This is a genomic window from Noviluteimonas lactosilytica (assembly GCF_020866925.1).
Classification (GTDB): Bacteria; Pseudomonadota; Gammaproteobacteria; order Xanthomonadales; family Xanthomonadaceae; genus Noviluteimonas; species Noviluteimonas lactosilytica.
In genome coordinates, this window is sequence record NZ_JAJGAK010000002.1 from 442,699 (window position 1) to 466,016 (window position 23,318).

The following is a 23,318-nucleotide window of genomic DNA, read 5'->3' on the forward strand; positions in this document are numbered from 1 at the left end:
GCCGTGGCCGCCGTTCGCGTCAGCAAGCCGAAGAAGGCGCCGGCCCACGCGTCGCCGGCGCGAGCGAGCGCCATCGTGCTGCCGGCGAACGTCGCGCTCGCACCCCGCGTACGCGAATGCGGCTGCCCGCTGGGCCAGCGCTGCGATTGCGCGCCTCGCCTGCGGATCTTCGATCCGACCGGCCGCTTCCTGCTGTCGCCGGTTTATTACTAAGCGCGCGGGAAGGACGTCAGTCGGAGGCTTGCCGAACCCACTGGCCCGCATCGCACCGGATCGTGACGACCAGTCCGTCGCGCTCCGATCGGATCAGGATGCCGCGCCCCGAGTCGGTGATCGTCAGGCTTCCGGCGAAATCGAACCCCCGAATCGGAAAGCGGCAACCGCCGGGCCATGCACGTCCACCCAGGTCGGCGACCACTTGGTAATCGTGGTCGCGCACGCACCAGGCGACGAACGTGAAGTCGCGCATGAGCGGTCCCTCATCGATCAACGAACCGATGCCGTAGACGTAAGGCTGCCCGACGACGTCCTGCTCGGAGTAGAAGTCGACGACTTCGTCGCAACCTTGCTTCACGAGGAAGTTGCGGACATCGAGAGGCGCCGTGTGCGCGGGTTCGTCGCCCGCGAATGCAACGAGCGAAAAGGCAAGCGATGCGAGCAACCACCATCTGTGCATGTCAACCAGCCTAGCGCATTCATCACTGTCCCGTATCCGGGACTGACTGTCGCCGATTCGCGACATTGTCCGCGGCAATCGCGGTCATACAAAGGGACGGCACGTAGCGGCAGCCCCGGGCATCGGGCCCGGGACCCGCGCGGCGGTCAGCGGCGAAAGACCGCGACCCTCCCCCCAAGGATCGAGTTTCCATGCGCAAGACCAAGTTGATTTCTTCCGTTCTGCTCGCCGCCGTCTTCGGCGCTACCGCATTGGGCGCGCAGGCGCAGGACAGCAATGACAAGGGTTGGTATGCGGGCGCCGGCGTCGGCGAGTCGTTCGTGGACGAAGGGGCCTTCGACGACGAAGACACCGCGTTCTCCGCGTTCGGCGGTTACCAGTTCAACCCGTATTTCGCGCTCGAGGGCGGTTACGCCGATTTCGGCGAGATCGAATCGAACGTCGCGGGTGCGCCGAGCTTCGAAGGCGACACCGCGTATCTCACCGCGGTCGGCATCGTGCCGATCACCTCGCAGTTCTCCGCGTACGCCAAGGCCGGCTTCCATCGCTGGAACCTCGACCAGGCGATGCCCGGCCTCACCGGCAGCCGCGACGACAGCGGCACCGACCCGACCTACGGCGTCGGCGTGCAGTACCGCCTGAACGATCAGTGGGCCGTGCGCGGCGAATACAGCCGATTCGAGATCGAGGACCTTGATACGGACCTCGCGCAACTCCAGATCAGGTTCGACTTCTGATCGAACACAGCTAAAGCAACCAGTCGGCGGGTCATCCCGCCTCAATGCCAGACACCCACTCCCTCCCCCTAGGTGGTGTCCGCATCATCCGCGCCGTTCCGCTCCCCTCGGACCGGCGCAAAGCCCGCAGGGTCTGCCGGTTCGATGATGTTCGTGGATGTGCGCCGGCTGGTTGCGCCTATTCTTCCGACGGCTCCGGCACTTCGCCGCTCGATTTCCGCACGATCAGGCTCGCGGGAATCATCTGGCTCTCGACGGGTTCGTCGCGGATCTGCCGCAGCAGCGAATCGACGAGCAACTCGCCCGCGCGTTGCGTGTTCTGGTAGACCGTCGTCAGCGCGGGATTGGCGAATCGCGCCATGGGAATGTCGTCGAAGCCCACGACCGAGACATCGTCGGGAACGCGCAGGCCGCGCTCGGCCAATGCACGCATCGCGCCGACCGCGATCAGGTCGCTCGCCGCGAACACCGCATCGAACGGCACCCCACGATCCAGCAACGTGCGCGCCGCGGTATATCCCGCATCCTCCGAACTCTCCGCATCGACCTGCAACGCAGGATCGACCTGCACGCCCAGGTCGTGCAGCGCGACGCCGCACCCGCGATAGCGCGCGAAGAACTCCGGATAGCGGCTCGACGCATCACCGAGGAACGCGACCTTGCGACGCCCCAGCGCAAACAAGTGTTCGCCGACCAGCTGCCCGCCGTGGAAGTTGTCGCAGCCGATCGACACACCGGGCTGCCCCGGCAACACCGCACCCCAGCGCACGAAGTGCGTGCCCTGCTCCACCAACCGATCGAGCGTGCTCTGGTACAGCAGGTAATCGCCGTATCCGAGCAGGATCAGGCCGTCGGCCTTCATGCTGTTCTCGTAATCGGCGTGCCAGTCGTCGCTCAGTTGCTGGAAGCTCACGAGCAAGTCCTGCCCATGCTTGGCGCACGCACGCGTGATCGAGCCGAGCATCGACAGGAAGAACGGGTTGATGTGCGACTCGTCGGGCGTCGGATCCTCGAACAGCAGCAACGCGATGCAACCCGCGCGTTGCGTGCGCAGGCTCGATGCGTGGCGGTCGACCTTGTAGTTGAGTTCGCGCGCGACGGCTTCCACGCGCTTGCGCGTTTCGATGTTGACCAGCGGGCTGCCGCGCAACACGCGCGACACCGTCGCCTGCGAAACGCCGGCGCGGTAGGCGATGTCGACGGAGGTGGCCTTGGTCTTCTTGCGCATCGGTCCGAGCATGGCAGAGGCGCGGCCTTCGTGTGAAGGCCGGCCGGTCACGCTGTCGTTGACGGCGCCGACATGAACAGGCATGCGACCATGCGCGCATGGCCAAATTCCCGAGCAAGCGCGGTGGCGGCAAGCCCCCGAAGAAGAATGCACCCCCCGCGAAGGGGGGCCCGAAACACAAGGCCGCGAAGCGCCCGGGCTGGATGCCGGCCCCGCCGCCGCCGGGCATGCGCGGCGCGCCAGTGCGCAGCAGCGGTGGCCCGAAGTCGACGCCGCGCCCCGCGCCGCACCGCGACCCGAACTTCGCGCGCGAAGCCGCGCGTTACGAACAACCCATCGCCAGCCGAGAAATGCTGCTGCGCATCCTCGAGGCCAACGAAGGCCCGATGGACATCGATGCGCTCGCCGGCAAGCTCGCGCTGACCGAACCCGATCGCTTCGACGCGCTCACCAAGCGCCTCAACGCGATGGTCCGCGACGGCCAGGTGCATCAAAACCGCAACGGCGCCTACATGCCCGCCGAACGCCTGGACCTCGTGCCAGGCGTCGTAATTGCAAACCCCGACGGCTTCGGTTTCCTGCGCCCCGACAAGGGCGGCGGCGACGACTTGTTCCTGCCGCCTTCCGAGATGCGCAAGGTGATGCACGGCGATCGCGTGCTCGCGTCGGTCACCGGCATGGATCGCCGCGGTCGTCGCGAAGGCGCGATCGTCGAAGTGCTCGAACGTCGCATCAATCGCCTGCTCGGCCGCTACACGGTCGAAGCGGGCATCGGTTACGTCGTGCCCGACGATCGCCGCATCCAGCGCAACGTGCTGATCCCGCCGGGGGAATCGGGCGATGCGAAGCCAGGCCAGCTCGTCGTCGCCGAGTTGATCCAGGCGCCCGACCGCTCGCGCCCACCGATCGGCAAGGTGCTCACCGTGCTCGGCGATCGCCTCACCGCGTCGCTCGCGGTCGAAGCCGCGATCCACGCGCACGAATTGCCGCACGAATTCCCGCAGGCGGTGCTCGACCAGGCGACGGCCGTGCCGCTGGTCGTCGACGAATCGATGATCCAGGGCCGCGTCGACCTCCGCGCGCTGCCGCTGGTCACCATCGACGGCGAAGACGCGAAGGACTTCGACGATGCGGTGTACGCGGAGCCGACGCGCGATGGTTTCCGCCTCATCGTCGCCATCGCCGACGTCTCGCATTACGTCGTCCCCGGCACGCCGCTCGACGACGAAGCGCAGCTGCGCGCCACGTCCGTGTACTTCCCCGGCTTCGTCGTCCCGATGCTGCCGGAGACGCTGTCCAACGGCATCTGCTCGCTCAACCCGAAGGTCGATCGCCTGTGCTTCGTGTGCGACATGCACATCGATCGCGAAGGCCAGGTCACGCGCTCGAAGTTCTACGAAGCGGTGATGAACTCGCACGCGCGCCTGACCTACACGCAAGTGTGGAACGCGGTGGGCGGCGATGCCCTGCCCGAAGACCGCGAAGACGCACTGCAGGTGATCGGCGGCCTCATGCCGCAGGTCGAACGCCTGCACCAGCTCTACCAGATCCTCAAGCGCGCGCGCGAAAAGCGCGGCGCGATCGAGTTCGAGTCCTCGGAAGTGCGCTTCGTCCTCGGCCCGGGCAACGAAGTCGTGCAGGCCGGCATGCTCCAGCGCAACGACGCGCACATGCTGATCGAGGAATGCATGATCGCGGCGAACGTGGAAGCCGCGAAGTTCGTGCTGAAGAAGAAGATCCCCGCGCCCTTCCGCATCCACGACAAGCCGCCGGAACAGAAGTACACCGACCTGCTCGAATTCCTGAAGGAGTTCAAGCTCAAGATGCCGACGTGGGACAAGGTGCAGCCGCGCGACTTCACCGCGTTGCTGCGCAAGATCCGCGAACGGCCCGACGCCGCGCTGCTGGAATCGGTGCTGCTGCGCAGCCAGGCGCTCGCGGTGTACGCGCACGAGAACCTCGGTCACTTCGGCCTCGCGCTGGAGGCCTACGGGCACTTCACCTCGCCGATCCGCCGCTACCCCGACCTGCTGCTGCATCGCGCGATCAAGCATGCGCTCGCGGGCGGCAACGCGATCAACTTCAAGTACAGCGAACACGAGATGGCCGCGCTGGCGCTGCAGTGCTCCGAGCGCGAACGCCGCGCCGACGAAGCCGAGCGCGAAGTCGACGAACGCTACCGCGCCGCGTGGATGGAGCAGCACGTCGGCGGCCAGTTCGGCGGCACCGTCAGCGGCGTGACCAGCTTCGGCCTGTTCATCGAACTCGACGAATCGAAGGTCAACGGCCTCGTGCACGTGACGCAGCTGCCGAACGACTACTATCACTTCGATCCGATCCGCAAGACGCTCACCGGCGAACGCACCGCGCGCGAATTCCGGCTGGGCGATCGCGTGGAGATCATCGTGCTCAAGGCGAGCGTCGAGGATCGGCGGATCGATTTCCGCCTGGTGGAAGAGCGTGGCGCGAAGCCGCTGCCCGTGCGCGGGAAGCCGGCGAAGCGGACGAAGATGCCGTACTAAAAAGCGCCGAAATCCAGTCGAATTTCGACGACCGACGACGCACACTTTGCGTCGTCGGGAACACACGACCTTCGAGACTGCAATGAGAGCCCTTCGGGCTGGTAGCTGCAGCCGGTCGAAGCCGCGATGACAAGCGCTTCGAACCCGTGTCCGCCCCTGCCTCGGCAGGGGCTTTGTCTTTCTGGGATCAGTCGACGCGACGACGCGCTCGCGCCATGGCGCGATCCAATTCGGTCGTCAGCGTCGCGTCGGTCACGGTCGCGCCATCGAGCACGAACACCGCGACGTCATGCGGTGCCACCGTCGCCTCGATCGCGCCACCTGCCGCGACGTCGACCGTCGTCGCATCGAACGCGTTCTTCCACTGCCCCGCCTGCAGCGACTCGCGCACCGAGAACTGCGCCGGGGTTTCGCCCTTGTTGAGCAGCACCAGCGCGATCTGCTTCGCCTCTCCCTGCTGCAGCACGCGATAGAAGGCCGCGCGGTCGCCCTGCATTTCGACGTTCACCTGCAGGCCACGCTGCAACGCCGGCACCTGCTTGCGCACGTTCGCGATGCGACGCAGCTGGCGCCAGATGCGGTGGTCCTTGCCGGCGTCGACGCGTTCCTGGCCGTAGTAGTTGCGATTGCCCGCATGCTCGGCGGTGCCGCGTTCGAAGCCCGTTTCCGAGCCGTAGTAGACGACCGGGATGCCGCGCAGGGTGAACAGCGCGTTGTTCGCGTCGACGAACCCGTCGTCGGTCGCGTCGATGCGCGGCATGTCGTGGTTGTCGTAGAACGTCATCAGGTCGTACGGGTTCGCGTACGGGCCGCTGGTGAGATGCAGCGCTTCGGCGATGCGCTCGTAACCTGCCGCGGGCTTGCCCGACGTCGCGCCGCCGAACGCTTCGCCCATCGCCTTCTGCAACGGGAAGTCGAGCACGCTGACGCCCGCGTTCTCCGGCCAGGTGTGTTCGGCGATCTTCGCGGCGTCGTACTCGAACGCTTCGCCGAACATGAAGAAGCCCGGATGCTTCTCGCGGATCTTCGTCGAGAACGCATGCCAGAACGAATGCGGCATCCAACCGATCGTGTCGATGCGGAACGCGTCGGCGCCCTGCCCGATCCACTGTTCGTACGCGCCCAGCAGGTACGGCAGCACGCGCGGGTCGTTCTCGTTGAGGTCGGACAGCTGCGCGATGCCGGGCTTGCGGTTGTAGAACGCGTTGAGCGGATTCGCCGGATCGAGCTTCTCGGGCGCGAGGTTCATGTGATCGGCGACCAGCTTGCCGTCGCGATCGTAGATCTCGCCGAACTTCGGCTGGTCCTTCGGCATCGTGAACGACGGCGAGCCGTGGTTCGCCACGATGTCGAGCACGGTCTTGAGCCCGTGCGACTTCAGGCCCTTCGCAAGGCCGCGGAAGTCGAGGTCCTTGCTCGGCAGGTGTTCGTCGAGCTTGTAGAAGTTGACGCCCCAGTAGCCGTGGTAGCCGGTCTTGCCGCCGTCGGTCCAGAAACCCGCCCACTTCACCGGCTCGCCGCCGGTGAACGCTTCGTCGGGCTGGTCGACGATCGGCGTGATCCACACCGCGCCGAAGCCCATGTCCCGGATGTAGTTGGCATTGTCGAGCACGCCGCGGAAGTCGCCGCCCATGTAGCCGACGTTGTCGGACTTGCCCTTCGGCGCACCCGGCGTCGGGCGATCGAAGGTGCGCAGCTTCGGGTTCTTCGCGGCCTGGTCCCGGTGGTCGTTCGATTCGTCGCCGTTGACGAAGCGATCGGTCATGAGGAAGTACACCGCGTCGGCGGCGAAGGGTTCGGTGGTGCCGTAGTACTCGACGGGCTTGGGCGCCTGCGCAGGTGCTTGCGCCTGTGGTTCGGCAGGCGGCGTCGACGGCTTGCAGGCGCAGGCGATCAGCGCGACGCCGAGCGCGACTGCGAGCGGACGCTTCGAAGCGAGCATCACGGCGTCACCGCCGCGGTCGCATGCATCGCAGGTTCGCGCACGCGCAACACGCACAGGCCCGCGATGATCATGCTGATCCCACCGATCACGAGCATGTACAGCGGGTGGTTCCCGAACCAACGCATCAACACGGGCAACGTACTGACCGCGACCAGCTGCGGGATCACGATGAAGAAATTGAAGATGCCCATGTACACGCCCATCTTCTGCGCGGGCACGGAGTCGGACAGCAGCGCGTACGGCAGCGACAGGATCGAGGCCCACGCGAAGCCCACGCCCACCATCGACAGCAGCAACCACTGCGGATCCTTGAACACCGCGATGGAGATCAGGCCGAGGCCGCCCAGCGTCGCGTTGACCAGGTGCGAGACACGCAGGCCCCAGCGCTTCACCATGAACGGGATCACGATCGCCGCGAGCGCCGCGAAACCGTTGTAGGCCGCGAACAACACGCCTACCCAGTTCGCGCCTTCGTTGTAGGCGGCGGAAGTCGTGTCGCTGCTGCCGTAATGCACCGACGTCACCGCGCCCGTCGTGTAGATCCACATCGCGAACAACGCGAACCAAGAGAAGAACTGCACGACCGCGAGTTGCCGCATCGTCTGCGGCATGTCCTGCAGGTCGTCCATGATGTGCTGGAAGCCGCCCTCGCCCGTCATCGTCGTGCGCATGAACTGCAGCACGCCGTACGCGGTGACCAGGCCGCCGAGGATGTAGAGCTCCTTCGCCCAGCCCTGCGTCGCCACCGCGGCGATGAAGGCGATGCCGACGACGAGCCAGATCATCGCGTTGCGACGCATGCGGCCGGTGTCGCGCGCACGCGGCGCGATCGGCGGCGCTTCGTCCCACGCATGCAGGCGCTCCGGCGGATACTCGCGCGTGGTGAACACGGTCCACAGGATCGCGCCCAGCAGCACCGCGCCGCCGAAGTAGAACGCGTAGTGCACGGTCGCCGGCACTTCACCGGGACCCGCGGTGTTGTCGACGCCGAACTTCGCCAGCAGCCACGGCAGCAGGCTCGCGATCACCGAACCGACGCCGATGAAGAAGCTCTGCATCGCGTATCCGTTCGCGCGCTGCTTCACCGGCAACTGGTCGCCGACGAATGCGCGGAAGGGTTCCATCGAAATGTTGATCGACGCGTCCAGCACCCACAGCAGACCGGCGGCGATCCACAACGTCGGCGAGTTCGGCATGAAGAACAGCGCGAACGTCGCCAGCACCGCGCCGACGAGGAAGTACGGACGCCGGCGTCCGAGACCCGTCCACGTGCGATCGGAAAGGTAACCGACGATCGGCTGCACGATCAGGCCAGTGAGCGGCGCCGCGATCCACAGGATCGGGATGTCGTCCATCTTCGCGCCGAGCGTCTGGAAGATGCGGCTGACGTTCGCGTTCTGCAGCGCGAAGCCGAACTGGATGCCGAGGAACCCGAAACACATGTTCCAGATCTGCCAGAACGACAGCGTCGGCTTTGCGGTGGGCGTCGGCGTGTGGGTGGACGAATTCATCGAAGGTCCTCGTGGTGTCTCAGCGTGCCGGCACGATCGTGAGGGTGCCGACATCGGCGGTGTTCAACGGGCCGCTCGCGCCGCCCTTGCCGCCGGTGTAATTCGTGAAGTGGGCCAGGTCGCTCATGTTGAAGCCGTCTTCGAGCGCGAACGTGCAGCGTGCACCGGCCTTCGCTTCGAACATGAACGCGGTCGAATCCGTCTCGGTTTCGTTGTGCGGCATGACGACCGGAACGGACTCTCGCATGGCGCCGCACTGGATCTGCACGAGCTTCACCGCGGCGGTGATGCCGGTGTTGATCGGGCCGTTCGCGTTGCGATAGCGGAAATGCGCGCGGAAGCGGCCGTCGCGCGGCGCGGTCCACTTGCGCGGGAACTCGCCTGCGACGCGGTCTTCGGGTCCGATGCAAACGGTCGGCGACGGCAGCGATTCGATGTCGTTCGCCACCGCCGTGGCGGCGAGACATTGCGAATACGCGGAGGCCGGCAGCACCAGGTCGCGCGCCGCGTCTTCCTTCGTGTGCAGCACGCCGTCGACGTACAGCCGCGTGCCGGCCGGCAACGCGAGCTTCCAACCGTCGGCCGTCTTCGTCGCTTGCGGCGCTGCGGGTTGCGCGGGCGCGAATGTCGCGCCTGTCTTCACCAGCGTCGTCGCGGGTGCTTCGCCGGCACCGAGATGGATCGTCATCGTGTCGCCATCGACATCGACGTCCGCCGCACCGAGCAACGGCCCGACCCAATGCTTCGGCCGACGCAACACGATCGTGCGCCCCGGCATGACGAGTCGAATCTCGCGCTTGTCACCGAACAGCTCCTTCGCCAGTGCAACGGGCAACAGCGGCGCGACGCGGCCTTCCTCTTCGAGACCGAACACACCGCGCTGCACCATGTCGATGTAACCGGCGACCGACCACAGCTGCCGTTTCGAATTCACCACCGGGCCGCTCAGCGGACCATCGTCCACGTGCACGTCCTGCGTGGTGAGCTCGTAGTTCTCCATGTTCGAGCCCGCGCGCTGCGTGCCGCGCATCAGCGAGCGGATCTCGTGTTCGATGCGTTCGGCGTTCGCGGTCCTGCGCGCGGCGCGCAAGGCGTAGGCGCTGACGAACGGCCACATCGCGCGGTTGTGGTAGATCGCGGTGTTCGGCTGCTGCGGCCAGATCACCGGGCTGCCGAATTCGACGACCGGATAATGGGCCAGCGCGCGTTGCGCGCGTTCCTGCGGGGCGACGCCAGCGAGGATCGCCAGCGACGTCCCCAGCAGATCGTAGTTTTCGACCGGCATCGGCGCGAACGCCGGGCCGAACCAGCTCATGTAAAGCCCGCGATCCTCGCGCCAGAAACGAAGGTCGATCGCTTCGCGCAGCGCATCGGCTTCGCGCCTGTACTGCGCCGCGCGCGGATCGTTGCGTTCGCCGGCCATCCGTTCGGCCAGGCGCAGCGCTTCGTAATGCAGCACGTTGGTCGACAGCGCGAACGATTGCGCGATGAAGGTCGTGTCCTTCGCGGTCCACGCCGGGTAGTTCTGTTCGCGCCAGTCGAGGAACGAGGTCTCGCCGCGATACAGGCCCATCGACGCGTCGAACGCGAACTGCCGATCCTGCGCCAGCGTGTCGTTCAACGCACGCCAGGTCTCGTCGGCGAACTTCGGATCATCGAGCAGGTGACGCGCGGCGAGGAACCACACCACGCGATCGGTGCTGACCGGCCAGCTGCCGCCGGAGCCCGTGTCCTGCGCGACGAACAGGCCTTGCGGACGCGCCGGGTTGCGCACTTCCGACAACTTGAAGCGCAGCGAGGTCTTCGTGCGTTCCGGATCCAGCCGCGCGAGCGCGAGGTCGGCCGCGAACGACAGATCGCGCGTCCACACGTAATGCCACTTCTCGCCGGTCTCGAAGCATACGCAGGGGAATGGTTCCTGGTCGTTGAACGACCAGTCGGTGATCGCGTCGACCTTGTCCTGCTCGAGCTCGGTCTGCGCGAGCTGGAACAGACGGTCGAACTCGGCGCTGGCCGTTTCGCTCCGCATCGCCGACTCGGCCGCGAACGCACCCGGCAACGGCAACACCGACGCCAGGAGCGCCGCTGCAATCGTCGTCACCACCCGGATCCGGGTCTTCCGCCAACGCCCTGCCATACCCACTCCCTCTGCCCCGGCCCATGGTAGTGCAGCGGCCTCGTGCTGGACGGCGAGGCTGCAAACGTATTCAATCCGCGCGCCCGGCGTCGGCGTGGAAGATGACGCCCGAGCCGCACGTGCTTTCGCGCGCGCGCAGATTCGCGAAGAGGACGCATGGACAACAATCGCTGGTGGCGTGGCGCGGTGATCTACCAGATCTACCCGCGCAGCTTCCTGGACACGGATGGCGACGGCGTCGGCGACCTCCCCGGCATCCTCGACAGGCTCGACTACGTGGCCAGCCTCGGCGTGGACGCGATCTGGATCTCGCCGTTCTTCAAGTCGCCGATGGCCGACTTCGGTTACGACATCGCCGACTATCGCGCGGTCGATCCGTTGTTCGGCACGCTCGAGGACTTCGATCGCGTGCTCGCAAAGGCGCACGCACTCGGCATTCGCGTGATGATCGACCAGGTGCTCAGCCACACGTCGATCGAGCACAAGTGGTTCGAGGAAAGCCGCGCGACCCGCGACAACGACAAGCACGATTGGTACGTGTGGGCCGACGCGAAACCCGACGGCACGCCGCCCAACAACTGGCTGTCGATCTTCGGCGGTGTCGCATGGCGCTGGGAACCGCGCCGCGGGCAGTACTTCCTGCACAACTTCCTCGCCTCGCAGCCCGACCTCAACTTCCACAATCCGGCGGTGCAGCAGGCGACGCTGGACAACGTGAAGTTCTGGCTCGATCGCGGCGTCGACGGCCTGCGCCTGGACGCGATCAACTTCTGCTTCCACGACGCGAAGCTGCGCGACAACCCGCCCAAGCCGGCGGAACTGCGCGTGGGTCGCGGCTTCAGCCCGGACAATCCGTACGCGTTCCAGTACCACTGGCACAACAACACGCAGCCCGAGAACCTCCGCTTCCTCGAACAACTGCGCGCGTTGCTCGACCGGTATCCGGGCGCGACCGCGCTCGGCGAGATCTCGGCCGAAGACTCGCTGGCGACGATGGCCGAGTACGTCGGCGACACGCGCCTGCACATGGGTTACAGCTTCGAGTTGCTGACCGACGACAGGAGCGCGGCCTACATCCGCATGACGGTCGAGACGCTCGAAGCCAAGATGCCGCACGGCTGGCCGTGCTGGGCGATCTCCAACCACGACGTCGTGCGCGCGGTGACGCGCTGGGGCGACGGCACCGACAATGAGGCACTCGCGAAGCAACTCGTCGCGCTCGTGTGTTCGCTGCGTGGATCGGTCTGCCTGTACCAGGGCGAGGAACTCGGACTCACCGAAGCCGAAGTGGCATTCGAAGACCTGCAGGACCCCTACGGCATCACCTTCTGGCCGAACTTCAAGGGCCGCGACGGATGCCGCACGCCGATGCCGTGGACCGAGGATGGCGGCTTCAGCGCGTGCAAGCCGTGGCTGCCGATTCCTTCCGAGCATCGCGGCCTCAACGTCGCGGCGCAGGAAGCCGCGAACGATTCCGCGCTCAACGCGACGCGCCGCTTCCTGCGCTGGCGCAAGGCACACCCGGCGCTCGTCGAGGGCGACATCGCGTTCCTCGATGCGCCCGAACCCGTGCTCGCCTTCGTGCGTCGTCACGCGGATCAGGCGATGCTGGTGGCCTTCAACCTGTCGGGGAAGGACGTCGCATGGCAGTTGCCCGCGCACCAGGACGCGAAGGCGATCGGGGATCACGGACTGGCGACGGGCCGCATCGTGGACGGCACGCTGCACCTGCCGGCGCGCGGCGTGTTCTTCGCGCAGCTTTGAACGTGAGAACGTGGCTGGCCGGCGTCGCGCTGCTGGCGTGCGCCGCGCCGGCGTGGTCGCGTGCGGCGACGCAGGCGGATTGCGACGATCCCGCGGCGTTCACCGTGTTGTCGAAGACGCATGCACCGGATGCACGCGACGTGCAGTCGCCGGCCGCGCTCGATGCGCGCTACGGCGATGCGGCCGACAAGCTTGCGCTCGGCGCGAACGACGATGGCTTCGCGTTGTGGGCGCCGACCGCGCGCCATGTTGCGGTGTGCACTTACGACGGACCGCGCTCCGCTTCGACGGCGTTGCACGCGATGCGGCGCGACGACGCGACCGGCGCATGGCGTGCTTCCCTGCCCGTGCGCGACGGAACGTACTACCTCTATCTCGTCGATGTGTTCGTGCCGGGCACGGGGCTCGTGCGGCAGCGCGTCACCGATCCGTATTCCGTGGCGCTCGCGGCGAACGGCACCCGCAGCCTGAAATTCGACCTCGCGGCGACGGCGACGAAGCCCGAAGGCTGGGACCCCAAGGGTCCCGACCGCATCGGCGCGCAGACCGACCTCGTCGTCTACGAACTGCACGTGCGCGACTTCTCGCGCGACGATGCCACGGTCCCCGTCGAACATCGCGGCAAGTACCTCGCGTTCACCGACACCGAATCCAACGGCATGCGCCACCTGCGCGCGCTCGCCGATGCAGGCGTGACCGACGTGCACCTGTTGCCCGTGTTCGATTTCGCATCGGTGCCCGAGCGCGATTGCAAGCCGGCCGGCGAGACGAAGGAAGACTGCTTCAACTGGGGCTACGACCCGTTCCACTTCAACGCCCCCGAAGGCAGCTACGCGACCGATCCCGACGGCGTCGCGCGCATCGTCGAGTTCCGCCGCATGGTGCAGGCGCTGCATCGCGCGAACCTGCGCGTCGGCATGGACGTCGTCTACAACCACACGATGGCCGCGGGCCAGGACGGATGGTCGGTGCTCGACCGCATCGTCCCCGGCTACTACCACCGCTACAACGACGACGGCGCGCTCGCCACGTCCACGTGCTGCGCCAACACCGCGACCGAACACCGCATGATGGCCAAGCTCATGCGCGACTCGGTCGTGCTGTGGGCCACGCAGTACGGCATCGATTCGTTCCGCTTCGACCTCATGGGCCACCAGCCGCGCGCGGCGATGGAGGACCTGCAGCGTGCGTTGAAGGCCGCGACGGGCCGCGACATTCCGCTGATCGGCGAAGGATGGAACTTCGGCGAAGTCGCCGACGGCAAACGATTCGTGCAGGCCTCGCAGTTGTCGCTCGGCGGTTCCGGCATCGGCACGTTCAGCGATCGCGCGCGCGATGCGGTGCGCGGCGGCGGGCCGGGCGATCACGTGCCTGCGCTGGTCGACGCGAAGGGCTGGATCACGGGCGGCGCGACGGCGGCGAATGCCGACCTCGTACGCACGGGACTCGCCGGCACGTTGCGTGATTACACGCTTGCCGATGGACGCAAGCTGTCGGCGATCGATTACCACGGACAGCCCGCGGGTTACGCGACGCAACCGTCCGAGGTCGTCAACTACGTCGAGAACCACGACAACCAGACGCTGTTCGACATCGCGGCGCTGAAGCTGCCTCGCGACACGACGCCGGAAGAACGCGCGCGCGTGCAGTTGCTCGGCGCGGCGACGACGGCGTTCAGCCAGGGCGTCGCGTACTACCACGCGGGCATCGACGTGCTGCGTTCGAAGTCGCTGGATCGCAACAGCTTCGACTCTGGCGATGCGTTCAATCGGCTCAACTGGACGTATACCGACAACGGTTTCGGCGGTGCGCTGCCGCCGGCGAAGGAGAACGAACAGGATTACGCCGCGATCGAGCCGCTGCTCGCCGATGCGGCGCGCATCGAGCCGCGCCCCGCGGACATCGCGTGGATGCGCGATGCGTTTCGCGACCTGGTGCGGATTCGCGCGAGTTCGACGCTGTTCCGTTTGCGCGGCGCCGACGATGTGCAGCGGCGCCTGACCTTCCCCGACACCGGCACGCCCGACCTGGTCGCCGGCCGCCTCGACGGCACGGACCTCGAGGGCGCGCGCTTCCCCGCCGTGCAGTACTTCCTCAACGCATCGACGCAGGCGCGCGACGTCGTGCTGCCCGCGTCGCGCGGCGAACCGTGGGTCTTGCATCCGGTCCACCTGTCGCCGACGGCGGCCGACGTGCGCGCCCGCGACGCGCGATTCGATCGCGACACCGGGCGCTTCACGATTCCGCCGCGCACGGCCGTGGTGTTCGTGCAGCCGGAGAACGCGACCCTGCCCGACCTGCTCACGTTCCGCCTGCCCGCGCACCTGTCGGGCGTCGAAGACATGACCGTAGACGTGCAGCTGCCGCCCGGCTACGACGCGAATGCACGCAAGCGCTATCCCGTGCTGTATCTCGACGACGGTCAGGACCTCGCCGACGTCCACGTGCGCGACACGCTCGATCGCCTCTACCGCGAACAGAAGATCGCACCGCTGATCGTCGTCGCGATGCACATGCCGCGCGATCGCATGGCCGGTTACGGCCTGGCCGATCGTGCCGCGGGCCGCAGCGTCGTGTCGCCGACGAAGTACGGCGAAGTGGGCGTGAACGCGCAGGCATTGTCCGAATGGGTCGTCGGCACGCTCGTGCCTTACGTCGACGCGCACTGGCGCACGCAGGCCGATGCCGACGGCCGCGCCGTGCTCGGCTGGTCTCTTGGCGGCATCCACGCGTTCTCGCTCGGCTGGAACTACCCCGAGGTGTTCGGCCGCATCGGCGCGTTCTCGCCGTCGTTTTGGCTCGCCGATGCGAACGATCGACGCATCGCGCAAGCACTCGTCGCCGACAACGCACCGAAGCGAGGCCTGCGCGCGTACTTCGCCGTCGGCACGAAGGAAGAAGAAGGCGATCGCGACAGCGACGGCATGATCGACGTCATCGACGATGCGAATGAGCTCGCGACGTTGCTACGCGAACGGGCCGGGAACGAGGTCGAGGTCGTCGAACTCGACGGCGGCATCCATCGCCAATCGTCGTGGGCCGCGATGTTGCCGGGCTTCCTGGAATGGGGATTTGGCAAGTAGCCGAACCCCCATTCGATTCGACAGACCTCAGTCGGTCATCGCTTCCAGTTCCATGCCCTTCGTCTCGCGCACGGCGCGCTGCACGAAGACGAACGAGATCACCGCGAACGCCGCATAGAGGCCGTAAGCGAACGTCAGCCCCATCTCCGCGAGGCTCGGGAAGGTCGCGGTGATCACGAAGTTCGCGATCCACTGCGCCGAGGCAGCGACCGCGAGTGCGATCGCGCGGATGCGGTTCGGGAACATCTCGCCGAGCAGCACCCACACCATTGGACCCCAGCTCAGGCCGAAGAACACGACGTAGAGGTTCGCGGCCACCAGCGCCGTCGGGCCCCAGTTGCCCGGCAACGTGAGCGACGCACCGGTGCCGGTGGCATGCGAGAACGCCACCGCCATCAGGCCGAGCGTGACCGCCATGCCCGCCGAGCCGACGAGGAGCAACGGCTTGCGCCCGACCTTGTCGACCAGCGCGATCGCGACGAGCGTGACCAGCACGTTGACGATCGACGTCGCGACGGTGATCGAGAACGCATCGGATTCGCTGAAGCCGACCGAATGCCACAGCGTCGACGAGTAATAGAAGATCACGTTGATGCCGACGAACTGCTGGAACACCGACAGCAGGATGCCGACCCACACGATCGGCAGCAGCCCCATGCGCGGGCCACGCAGATCCGAAAGACGCGGCACGTACTCCGTCCGCAGGCTGTTGCGGATGTCGGCAAGCTTGGCGTCGAGCGCGCCTTCGTTGCGCAGGTCGAGCACGTCGCGCAACACGCGCTTCGCCTCTTCGAAGCGTCCCTTCGCGACGAGATGGCGCGGCGATTCCGGCACGCCGAACACGAGCGCGCCGTAGATCAGCGCAGGCACGACCGCGACCAGGAACATCCAGCGCCACGCGTCCATGCCGAGCCACAACGGCTGCGCCGCACCGCCCGCGGTGTTCGCGAGCCAGGCATCGGCGAGCAGCGAGGCGAAGATGCCGAGCACGATCGCGAGCTGCTGCATCGAACCGAGCCGTCCGCGCACGTGCGCCGGCGAGACCTCGGCGATGTACGTCGGCGCGATCACCGACGCGACACCGACGCCGATGCCCCCCACGATGCGCCAGAAGATCAGGTCCCACACGCCGAACGCGAGGCCCGCACCGAGCGCGCTGATCGCGAGCAACGCCGCGGCCACGCGCATCGTCGACACGCGACCGAACCGGTCGGCGAGCGGACCGGCATACCACGCGCCGATCGCCGAACCGACGAGTGCGCACGACACGGCGACACCGGTGGCGACGGCGCTCAGGCCGAATTCGCCGCGAATCGCGTCGACCGCGCCGTTGATCACGGCGGTGTCGTAACCGAACAGGAATCCGCCGAGCGCGGCGGCGGCGGTGATCAGCAACACGCGCATGGTGGCGTGTTGTTCGATCGGTGGTGCGGCAGTACTCATCGTGGTCCTCCCCCGAGGTGGTTCATGGAATTCGAATGGGTCCGACGGCGTCGAGCACGCGCGGATCGCGCGCGGGATCGCCGCCGCCGAATGCGTGCGGTCCGGCTTCCGGCGCGAGCGCGCGCCAGCCGCCGTCGTAATCCCAGGTCGTCGCGTACACGCGGGCGCCCGACAGATCGGTCGCACGGCCGAGTGCCGCGGCCGGAATCGTGAAAGAGATGGTGCGCGTGGCGGCATCGACATGCAGCAGCGCGGCTTCGGCGATCGGCGTGCCGTCCTGCGTCGCGGAGGCGCCCTTCGACGAGAATATCGCGTTGGTCCAGCCGTTCGCGCGCAGGCGCACGTCCCAGCGCATGTCGTCGGGGACGTCGGCGAACTGGCCGGGCATCGCGCGCGCGCCGCCCTTCTCGTCCGGCAAATCGATGAAGAGGGAAAACGCGACGTGGTCGAATCCATTCGGCGGATTCCACGGCGCGCTCAGCGCGCGCATGCGCAACGCGATGCGCAGCGCGCCGCCGGCGGTCGAGACTTCGACGCGCTCGATGTCGCCCTGGCGCGGCGTGTAGCTCGCGTCGCTCGGATAGGCATAGCGACCGTCCGGCCCGGTGTCGTCGCCTTGCGGGTCGTCGAACGCGGCGACCGGCGTCCATGCGCGCGCGACGCGGAAGGTGCGGCGTTCGCTCGCGTTGTTCGACGTGCGCTCCCATGCGACGACGACGTGGTCGACATCGGGGTCGATCATCGCGGACGTGTCGAGCTTCGCTTCCCAGCGTCCGTTGCGCGGCTTGACCGTGAGCGCGTGCTCGATGTCGTCGTCGACGACGATGCGCACGGGCTCGGCGCCGGTGGCGGTGCCCGCGATGGTGAAGTCGCCGCCGAAGCGCGATTGCGGCAAAGGATCGATCGAGGGCGGACGGACGGAGAAGCCCGCCTCGGCCGGCGTGTTCGTCGACTTCCACACGAAGCCCGCGCGCGGCGGCATCACGAGCGTCGCGCGCCCGTTGGCATCGGTGGTCAGCGCCGGCGCTTCGCCGTCGATCGCGAACACGCCCGCGAGTTGCGTGTCGGGCGCGGCGCCCGTGTCGAGGTTGTCGAGCAACACCTCGTGTCGTGCCGTGTTGATGGCGACGATGGCAAGCGCGCCATCATCGGTGCGCATGCGCCAGGCGATCGGGCCCGGACCCGCCCCGTTGTCGCGCAACACCGTGGGCGTGCCGCGCGAGAACACCTTGTCGCCGCGGCGCAGCGCGATCGCGCGTTGCACGTAACGGAACAACGGCGCGTCCTGGTCGAAGTGATCGCGCCCCTGCGCGCCGTAACCCCCGGCGAACATCGACGTACGCTGCTCGGTGAAGCCCTGCTCCGTGCCCTGCCAGATCACCGGGATGCCCGGCACCGTCATCAGCATCAGCACCGCCTGCTTCAACCCGGTTTCGTCGCCGCTGGCGAGGAAGCGATCGACGTCGTGGTTGTCGATGAAGGTCGGCATGCGCCACGGATCGGCGTGGACCTGCATGCGGCGCTGCAGGCGATCGCCGAGCTGCGCGGTCGGCACGCCGCGCGCGAACACGTCGACGGTCGTGCCGTACAGCGGGAAGTCGATCATCCCCGGCAGCAGCTTCGTGCCGTCGGGCGTGCGCATGTACGCGTCGATGCGCCGCGCCTGCGTGTCGTCGAACGGCCTGTCCATCGCGAAGCCTTCGCCGAAGACGTGGAAATCGTTGCGGCCCGTCTCCTTCGCGACGATCGCCATGCCGGGCGCCTGCGGATCGTCGGCATGCAGGAAGTCGAGGAAGTACGTCGGCGGCACGTAGAACGCGGTGTCGACGCGGAACGCGTCGACGCCGACGTCGCGGATCCACTGGCCGTAGCTCTCGCGCAACGCGCGGCGCACCACCGGGTTGTCCGTGTTCATGTCGTCGAGGCCGGCGAGCTGCCACGTCAGGCGCTGCGTCTCGTTCGAGAAATCGACGATGTCCGGCGTCCAGTGATAGATCGCCTGCTTGCGCTGCGCGGGGTCGCGCGGATCGTTGCGGTCGAACGGCGATTGCGTCGGCGCCGTCCGTCCCTGCGGGTCGCGCGCGAACGACAGGCCGCGTGCGATGTCCGCTTCGTCGGGCGGCGCGTCGAAACGGAAGAAGTTCGCGGTGTGGTTCACCACCACGTCCTGCACGAGGTACATGCCCGCGCCGTGCAGCGCACGCGAGAGCGCTTGGTAGTCCCCGAGCGTGCCGAAATGCGCGTCGACCTTCGAGAAGTCGGTCGCCCAGTAGCCGTGGTACCCGCCGTAGCGGGAGCGCGGGTTCCACCATTGGTTGGCCACGGGCGGCGTGATCCAGGCGCCCGTCGCGCCGAGCGCCTGCATATAAGGGATGCGCTCGCGCGCGCCGCGCAGGTCGCCGCCGCTCCACTTCGCGTTGTCGGCGGGGTCGAACTCGCCTGCGTGCTGGTCGTCGTTGCCGCGATCGCCGTTGGCGAAGCGGTCGATCATCAGGAAGTACAGCACCTGGTCGCGCCAATCGGGCGACGGCACGTGCAGCGGGCCGTCGCCGGGCACGGCCGCGAAGGTCGATCCGGCCCAGAGGAGCGCCGCCAAGGCTGCAATGCGCGGACCTGAATGCATGGGCGGCTCGGGGCTCGGGGGCGGCGGACCCCGACTATTCCATGCGCGCCGACGCCCTGCCGAGCGGCAGGCAACGCGGATGTAATGAATACGTATGCAAAAAAGTCGTTAGCTGACGGGCTCCGCCTACCATCCGTCACCGGGGATTTTCCTTTTGGGAGGGGAGCTAAATGAAGCAGTTGAAGCGAAACATGCTCAGCGTGGCGCTGGCTTCGGCCACGATGATGCTGGCGACCGGCGCCTGGGCGCAGTCGACCACGACGACGACCGACGCCGACACCGCCAACGCGCAGGACCAGCAGGCCAACCAGCAAACGCCGGAGCAGCAGCAGGCAAAGCAGCTCCAGACCGTGACGGTCACCGGCATCCGCGCCGGTATCGAAGACGCAATCAACGTGAAGCAGCGCTCGACGTCGATCGTCGAAGCGATCTCCGCCGAAGACATCGGCAAGCTGCCCGACATCTCCGTCGCCGAATCGATCTCGCGCCTGCCGGGCCTGGCCGCGCAGCGCGTCGGTGGCCGCGCGCAGGTCATCAGCGTCCGCGGCTTGTCGCCCGACTTCGCGACCACGCTGCTCAACGGCCGCGAAATGGTCAGCACCGGCGACAACCGCAGCGTCGAGTTCGACCAGTACCCGTCCGAACTGATGTCCGGCGTCACCGTGTACAAGACGCCCGACTCCGCGCTCGTGGGCCAGGGCCTGTCGGGCACGATCGACATGCGCACCGTGCGCCCGCTCGACTTCGACAAGCCGGTGTACGCCGTGAGCGCGCGCTACCAGAAGAACTCGCTGGGCTCGGCCGCGAACGCCGACGGCGACGGCAATCGCATCAACGCGAGCGTGATCAACCAGTTCGCCGGCGGCGACCTCGGTCTCGCGATCGGCTTCTCGCACTCCGACATTCCGATCCAGGAAGAACAGACCGGCCTGTACGAGCCGTGGCAGGTCGCGGGTCGCAACGGCGTGCCGGCAGGCACGTCCGTCACCGACGGCGCCAAGGCGCTGCGCCGCACCGGCCACATCCGCCGCAACGCGGCGATGGCCACCGTGCAGTTCGCGCCGATCACCGAGTGGACCTCCACGCTCGACATCTTCCACACCTCCGCGGTGCAGGAAGACACGGCGAACCAGTTCGAGGCCAACTTCAACTACAACGGCAACCCCGACCCGCAGGTCTGGACGCCGAACGTCAACGGCAACGGCACGCTGACCGGCGGCACGCTGACCAACGCGTATCCGCTCGTGCGCGGCATGTACAACAAGCGCCAGGACAGCATCGACGCGGTGGGTTGGAACAACGAGATCAAGGCCGGCGAAGTGCTCCTCACCGCCGACATGAGCTGGTCGAAGTCGCACCGCGACGAGCTCAGCCTCGAGAACAACCTGCAGCTGCTGCCGAACCCGACGTTCGACACGCTGAACCTCAACTTCCCCAGCTCGGGCTTCGCCACGATCCAGCCGGGTCTCGATTACTCCGATCCGTCGACGCTGTTCATCGCGAACACGATCTACGGTTCGGGTTACGGCAAGACGCCGCGCGTCGTCGACGAACTGAAGGGCTTCAAGCTCAACGCCAACATTCCGGTGCCGGGCGCGCTCGACGGTCTGTTCTCCGACTTCGACATCGGCGGCCACTTCGGTGATCGCGAGAAGACCAAGCGCCAGCCGGAAGGCAACATCAATCTCGGCGCGCAGGGCCCGACGACGATCGCGCCGGACCTGCAGTACGGCCTGGTCGACCTGACGTTCGCCGGCATCGGCTTCATTCCTTCCTGGAACGTGCCGGGCGCCGTCGCGCGCTACATGACGTTTGCGCCGAACGAAGACGCCTCGTACCTCGTGTCGAAGGCCTGGACGGTCGACGAAGAAATCACCACCGGCTGGCTGCGCGGCAACATCGACACCACGTGGGGCTCGATCCCGGTCCGCGGCAACGTCGGCGTGCAGATGCAGCACACCGACCAGTCGTCGAATTCCTTCTACTGGGATCCGAACCGCCCGGCAGGCGAAAACCGCGTGCCGTTCGAGAACGGCAAGGACTACACGAACTGGCTGCCGAGCCTCAACCTCGCGTTCATGCTGCCGCACGAGCAGACGCTGCGCTTCGCCGCGGCTCGCCAGCTCGCGCGCGCGCGCCTCGACCAGCTCCGCGCCTCGTTCGAATTCGGCGTGAGCACCTCGACGCTGCTTCCGGGCGGCTCGGGCGGTAACCCGCTGCTCGATCCGTGGGAAGCGAACGCGTTCGACGTGTCGTACGAGAAGTACTTCGAAGGCACCAAGGGTTACGTGTCGGCCGCAGCCTTCTACAAGGACCTGCGCACCTACATCTTCACCGAAGGTCGCCAGCTCGACTTCACGCCGTTCATCACCTCCGACACCTTCCCGGTGCCGGTGTCGCCGATCGGTACGTTCACCGCGCCGTACAACGGCAAGGGCGGCTACCTGCAGGGTCTCGAACTGACCGCTTCGCTCCCGCTCGACCTGTTCTGGGACGCGGCGGAAGGCTTCGGCATCGTCGGCAGCGCGTCGTTCTTCGACAGCAACATCACGATCCCGCCGGATCCGTCGAGCGTCTCGAGCGTCGGCGCGAGCAACATCACCCTGCCCGGCCTGTCGGACGAGGTTTACAGCTTCACGGCGTACTACGCGCGCGGCGGCTTCGAAGCGCGCGTCAACCAGCGCTGGCGTTCGGACTTCATCGGCGAGATCAGCAACTTCGCCGCCGAGCGCACGCTGCGTTACGTCGAGGGTGAAGACATCACCGACGCGCAGGTCAGCTACATGTTCGGCGAAGGCACGGCGCTGAAGGGCGTCACCCTCCTGCTCCAGGCCAGCAACCTGACCAACTCCGGCTACACCACGTACGCCACGTCGAAGGACCGTCCGCTCGAGAACATCGAGTGGGGCCGTACCTACCTGCTGGGCGTCAGCTACAAGTTCTGATCACCCCTCGTGTGACCTCCGCCCTGCCGGTTCGCGCCGGCAGGGTTTTTTTTGCCTGCGCGCAGCGCGGTGCGGATCACGCGCGCACGGGTTCGATCGAGAGCCTCAGGCCGACGGCGCCGAGCACCTTCATGAGGCTGCGCAGTTCCGGGTTGCCCGTGGGTGAAAGCGTGCGATAGAGCGTGGTCGCGTTGAGCTCGGTCTGCTCGGCGACCTTCTGGATGCTGCTGCGCGCGTTGACGATGTGGCGAAGGGCGATGAGGACTTCCGCCTGGTCGCCATCCTCGAGCACGGCGTCGAGGTATTCGGCTGCGAGCGCAGGATCTTCGCGCAACAGTTCGGCGGTCGCTTCGTCGTGGCTGCGGTGCGGCTTGGTCATGATCGGCTCCTTCTCTTGTAGTCCTGCCATGCTTCGATCGCGCGATCGAGGTCGCGCCACTGCGAATCCTTGTCTCCGGCGCCCAGCAGCACGATCGCGCCGCCGGCCTTGCCGAAATACACGCGATAGCCCGGGCCTGCGTCGATGCGCAGCTCCCACACGCCTTCCCGGCATAGCGCGTGGTCGCCGGGGTTGTCGTTCTCAAGGCGGTCTATGCGCCGCAGGATCGCCACCTTGCCGCGCACGTCGCGCAGGTCCTTGAGCCAACGCTGATAAGGGTCCGAGCCCCACGGCGAGATGTAGTGGCGGAGTTCGACGGGCATGG

15 protein-coding genes are annotated in these 23,318 nt (G+C 67.1%); 6 read left to right on the top strand and 9 right to left on the bottom strand.

Annotation, left to right across the window (positions count from 1 at the left end; all coding sequences use genetic code 11):
* The first annotated feature begins 3 nt into the window (after positions 1–3).
* Positions 4–213, top strand: a complete 210-nt coding sequence (locus LK996_RS11305) for a hypothetical protein (protein WP_230527311.1) — start codon at positions 4–6, stop codon at positions 211–213.
* A 16-nt stretch (positions 214–229) separates the two neighbouring features.
* Here LK996_RS11305 and LK996_RS11310 read toward each other — a convergent pair whose 3' ends face one another.
* Complete coding sequence (locus tag LK996_RS11310; RefSeq protein WP_230527313.1) at positions 230–676, bottom strand: hypothetical protein; 447 nt, start codon at positions 674–676, stop codon at positions 230–232.
* A gap of 191 nt (positions 677–867) precedes the next feature.
* On the opposite strand from LK996_RS11310, the gene LK996_RS11315 reads away from it, so the two are divergent.
* Positions 868–1,413: an outer membrane beta-barrel protein gene (locus LK996_RS11315; RefSeq protein ID WP_230527315.1), complete on the top strand. Its 546-nt coding sequence runs from the start codon at positions 868–870 to the stop codon at positions 1,411–1,413.
* A 178-nt stretch (positions 1,414–1,591) separates the two neighbouring features.
* On the opposite strand, the gene LK996_RS11320 is transcribed toward LK996_RS11315, so the two are convergent.
* The gene (locus tag LK996_RS11320; protein ID WP_230527563.1) at positions 1,592–2,641 is read right to left on the bottom strand and encodes a LacI family DNA-binding transcriptional regulator; all 1,050 of its coding nucleotides are present in this window, start codon (positions 2,639–2,641) and stop codon (positions 1,592–1,594) included.
* 98 nt (positions 2,642–2,739) lie between these two features.
* On the opposite strand from LK996_RS11320, the gene rnr reads away from it, so the two are divergent.
* Entirely contained in the window at positions 2,740–5,163 is a 2,424-nt protein-coding gene (rnr, locus tag LK996_RS11325; protein ID WP_230527317.1) for a ribonuclease R, read from the top strand.
* A 187-nt stretch (positions 5,164–5,350) separates the two neighbouring features.
* Here the strand turns inward: rnr and LK996_RS11330 are convergent, their stop codons facing one another.
* The 3 genes from LK996_RS11330 to LK996_RS11340 are packed head-to-tail and all read right to left on the bottom strand — an operon-like array spanning position 5,351 to position 10,720.
* Positions 5,351–7,105, bottom strand: a complete 1,755-nt coding sequence (locus LK996_RS11330; RefSeq protein ID WP_230527319.1) for an alpha-amylase family glycosyl hydrolase — start codon at positions 7,103–7,105, stop codon at positions 5,351–5,353.
* Positions 7,105–8,619: an MFS transporter gene (locus tag LK996_RS11335; protein ID WP_230527321.1), complete on the bottom strand. Its 1,515-nt coding sequence runs from the start codon at positions 8,617–8,619 to the stop codon at positions 7,105–7,107. The genes LK996_RS11330 and LK996_RS11335 overlap by 1 nt, the downstream gene beginning before the upstream one ends.
* A 19-nt stretch (positions 8,620–8,638) precedes the next feature.
* Positions 8,639–10,720: a glucosidase family protein gene (locus LK996_RS11340; protein WP_230527323.1), complete on the bottom strand. Its 2,082-nt coding sequence runs from the start codon at positions 10,718–10,720 to the stop codon at positions 8,639–8,641.
* Between the two features lie 192 nt (positions 10,721–10,912).
* Between LK996_RS11340 and LK996_RS11345 the strand changes: the two genes are divergently transcribed.
* The gene (locus LK996_RS11345) at positions 10,913–12,520 is read left to right on the top strand and encodes an alpha-glucosidase family protein (protein ID WP_230527325.1); all 1,608 of its coding nucleotides are present in this window, start codon (positions 10,913–10,915) and stop codon (positions 12,518–12,520) included.
* A 2-nt stretch (positions 12,521–12,522) separates the two neighbouring features.
* Positions 12,523–15,603 (top strand): alpha-1,6-glucosidase domain-containing protein, encoded by a 3,081-nt coding sequence (locus LK996_RS11350; RefSeq protein WP_230527327.1) that lies wholly within the window; start codon positions 12,523–12,525, stop codon positions 15,601–15,603.
* 27 nt (positions 15,604–15,630) lie between these two features.
* On the opposite strand, the gene LK996_RS11355 is transcribed toward LK996_RS11350, so the two are convergent.
* On the bottom strand, positions 15,631–17,046 hold the full coding sequence (locus LK996_RS11355; RefSeq protein WP_230527329.1) for a sugar porter family MFS transporter: 1,416 nt from the start codon (positions 17,044–17,046) through the stop codon (positions 15,631–15,633).
* A 22-nt stretch (positions 17,047–17,068) separates the two neighbouring features.
* Positions 17,069–19,642, bottom strand: coding sequence for an alpha-amylase family glycosyl hydrolase (locus LK996_RS11360; RefSeq protein ID WP_230527331.1), 2,574 nt, complete (start codon positions 19,640–19,642; stop codon positions 17,069–17,071).
* A 197-nt stretch (positions 19,643–19,839) separates the two neighbouring features.
* Between LK996_RS11360 and LK996_RS11365 the strand changes: the two genes are divergently transcribed.
* On the top strand, positions 19,840–22,614 hold the full coding sequence (locus LK996_RS11365) for a TonB-dependent receptor (protein WP_230527333.1): 2,775 nt from the start codon (positions 19,840–19,842) through the stop codon (positions 22,612–22,614).
* A 76-nt stretch (positions 22,615–22,690) separates the two neighbouring features.
* On the opposite strand, the gene LK996_RS11370 is transcribed toward LK996_RS11365, so the two are convergent.
* Positions 22,691–22,993: an addiction module antidote protein gene (locus tag LK996_RS11370; protein ID WP_230527334.1), complete on the bottom strand. Its 303-nt coding sequence runs from the start codon at positions 22,991–22,993 to the stop codon at positions 22,691–22,693.
* Entirely contained in the window at positions 22,990–23,316 is a 327-nt protein-coding gene (locus tag LK996_RS11375) for a type II toxin-antitoxin system RelE/ParE family toxin (protein ID WP_230527337.1), read from the bottom strand. The genes LK996_RS11370 and LK996_RS11375 overlap by 4 nt, the downstream gene beginning before the upstream one ends.
* Positions 23,317–23,318 lie beyond the last annotated feature (2 nt).

Excerpts from the sequence above, each read along its gene's own strand:
- LK996_RS11370 (WP_230527334.1), bottom strand. The coding sequence starts at position 22,993 with ATGACCAAGCCGCACCGCAGCCACGACGAAGCGACCGCCGAACTGTTG.
- LK996_RS11330 (WP_230527319.1), bottom strand. The coding sequence starts at position 7,105 with ATGCTCGCTTCGAAGCGTCCGCTCGCAGTCGCGCTCGGCGTCGCGCTG.
- LK996_RS11365 (WP_230527333.1), top strand. The coding sequence starts at position 19,840 with ATGAAGCAGTTGAAGCGAAACATGCTCAGCGTGGCGCTGGCTTCGGCC.
- rnr (WP_230527317.1), top strand. The coding sequence starts at position 2,740 with ATGGCCAAATTCCCGAGCAAGCGCGGTGGCGGCAAGCCCCCGAAGAAG.
- LK996_RS11355 (WP_230527329.1), bottom strand. The coding sequence starts at position 17,046 with ATGAGTACTGCCGCACCACCGATCGAACAACACGCCACCATGCGCGTG.
- LK996_RS11335 (WP_230527321.1), bottom strand. The coding sequence starts at position 8,619 with ATGAATTCGTCCACCCACACGCCGACGCCCACCGCAAAGCCGACGCTG.
- LK996_RS11345 (WP_230527325.1), top strand. The coding sequence starts at position 10,913 with ATGGACAACAATCGCTGGTGGCGTGGCGCGGTGATCTACCAGATCTAC.
- LK996_RS11315 (WP_230527315.1), top strand. The coding sequence starts at position 868 with ATGCGCAAGACCAAGTTGATTTCTTCCGTTCTGCTCGCCGCCGTCTTC.
- LK996_RS11310 (WP_230527313.1), bottom strand. The coding sequence starts at position 676 with ATGCACAGATGGTGGTTGCTCGCATCGCTTGCCTTTTCGCTCGTTGCA.
- LK996_RS11320 (WP_230527563.1), bottom strand. The coding sequence starts at position 2,641 with ATGCGCAAGAAGACCAAGGCCACCTCCGTCGACATCGCCTACCGCGCC.
- LK996_RS11375 (WP_230527337.1), bottom strand. The coding sequence starts at position 23,316 with ATGCCCGTCGAACTCCGCCACTACATCTCGCCGTGGGGCTCGGACCCT.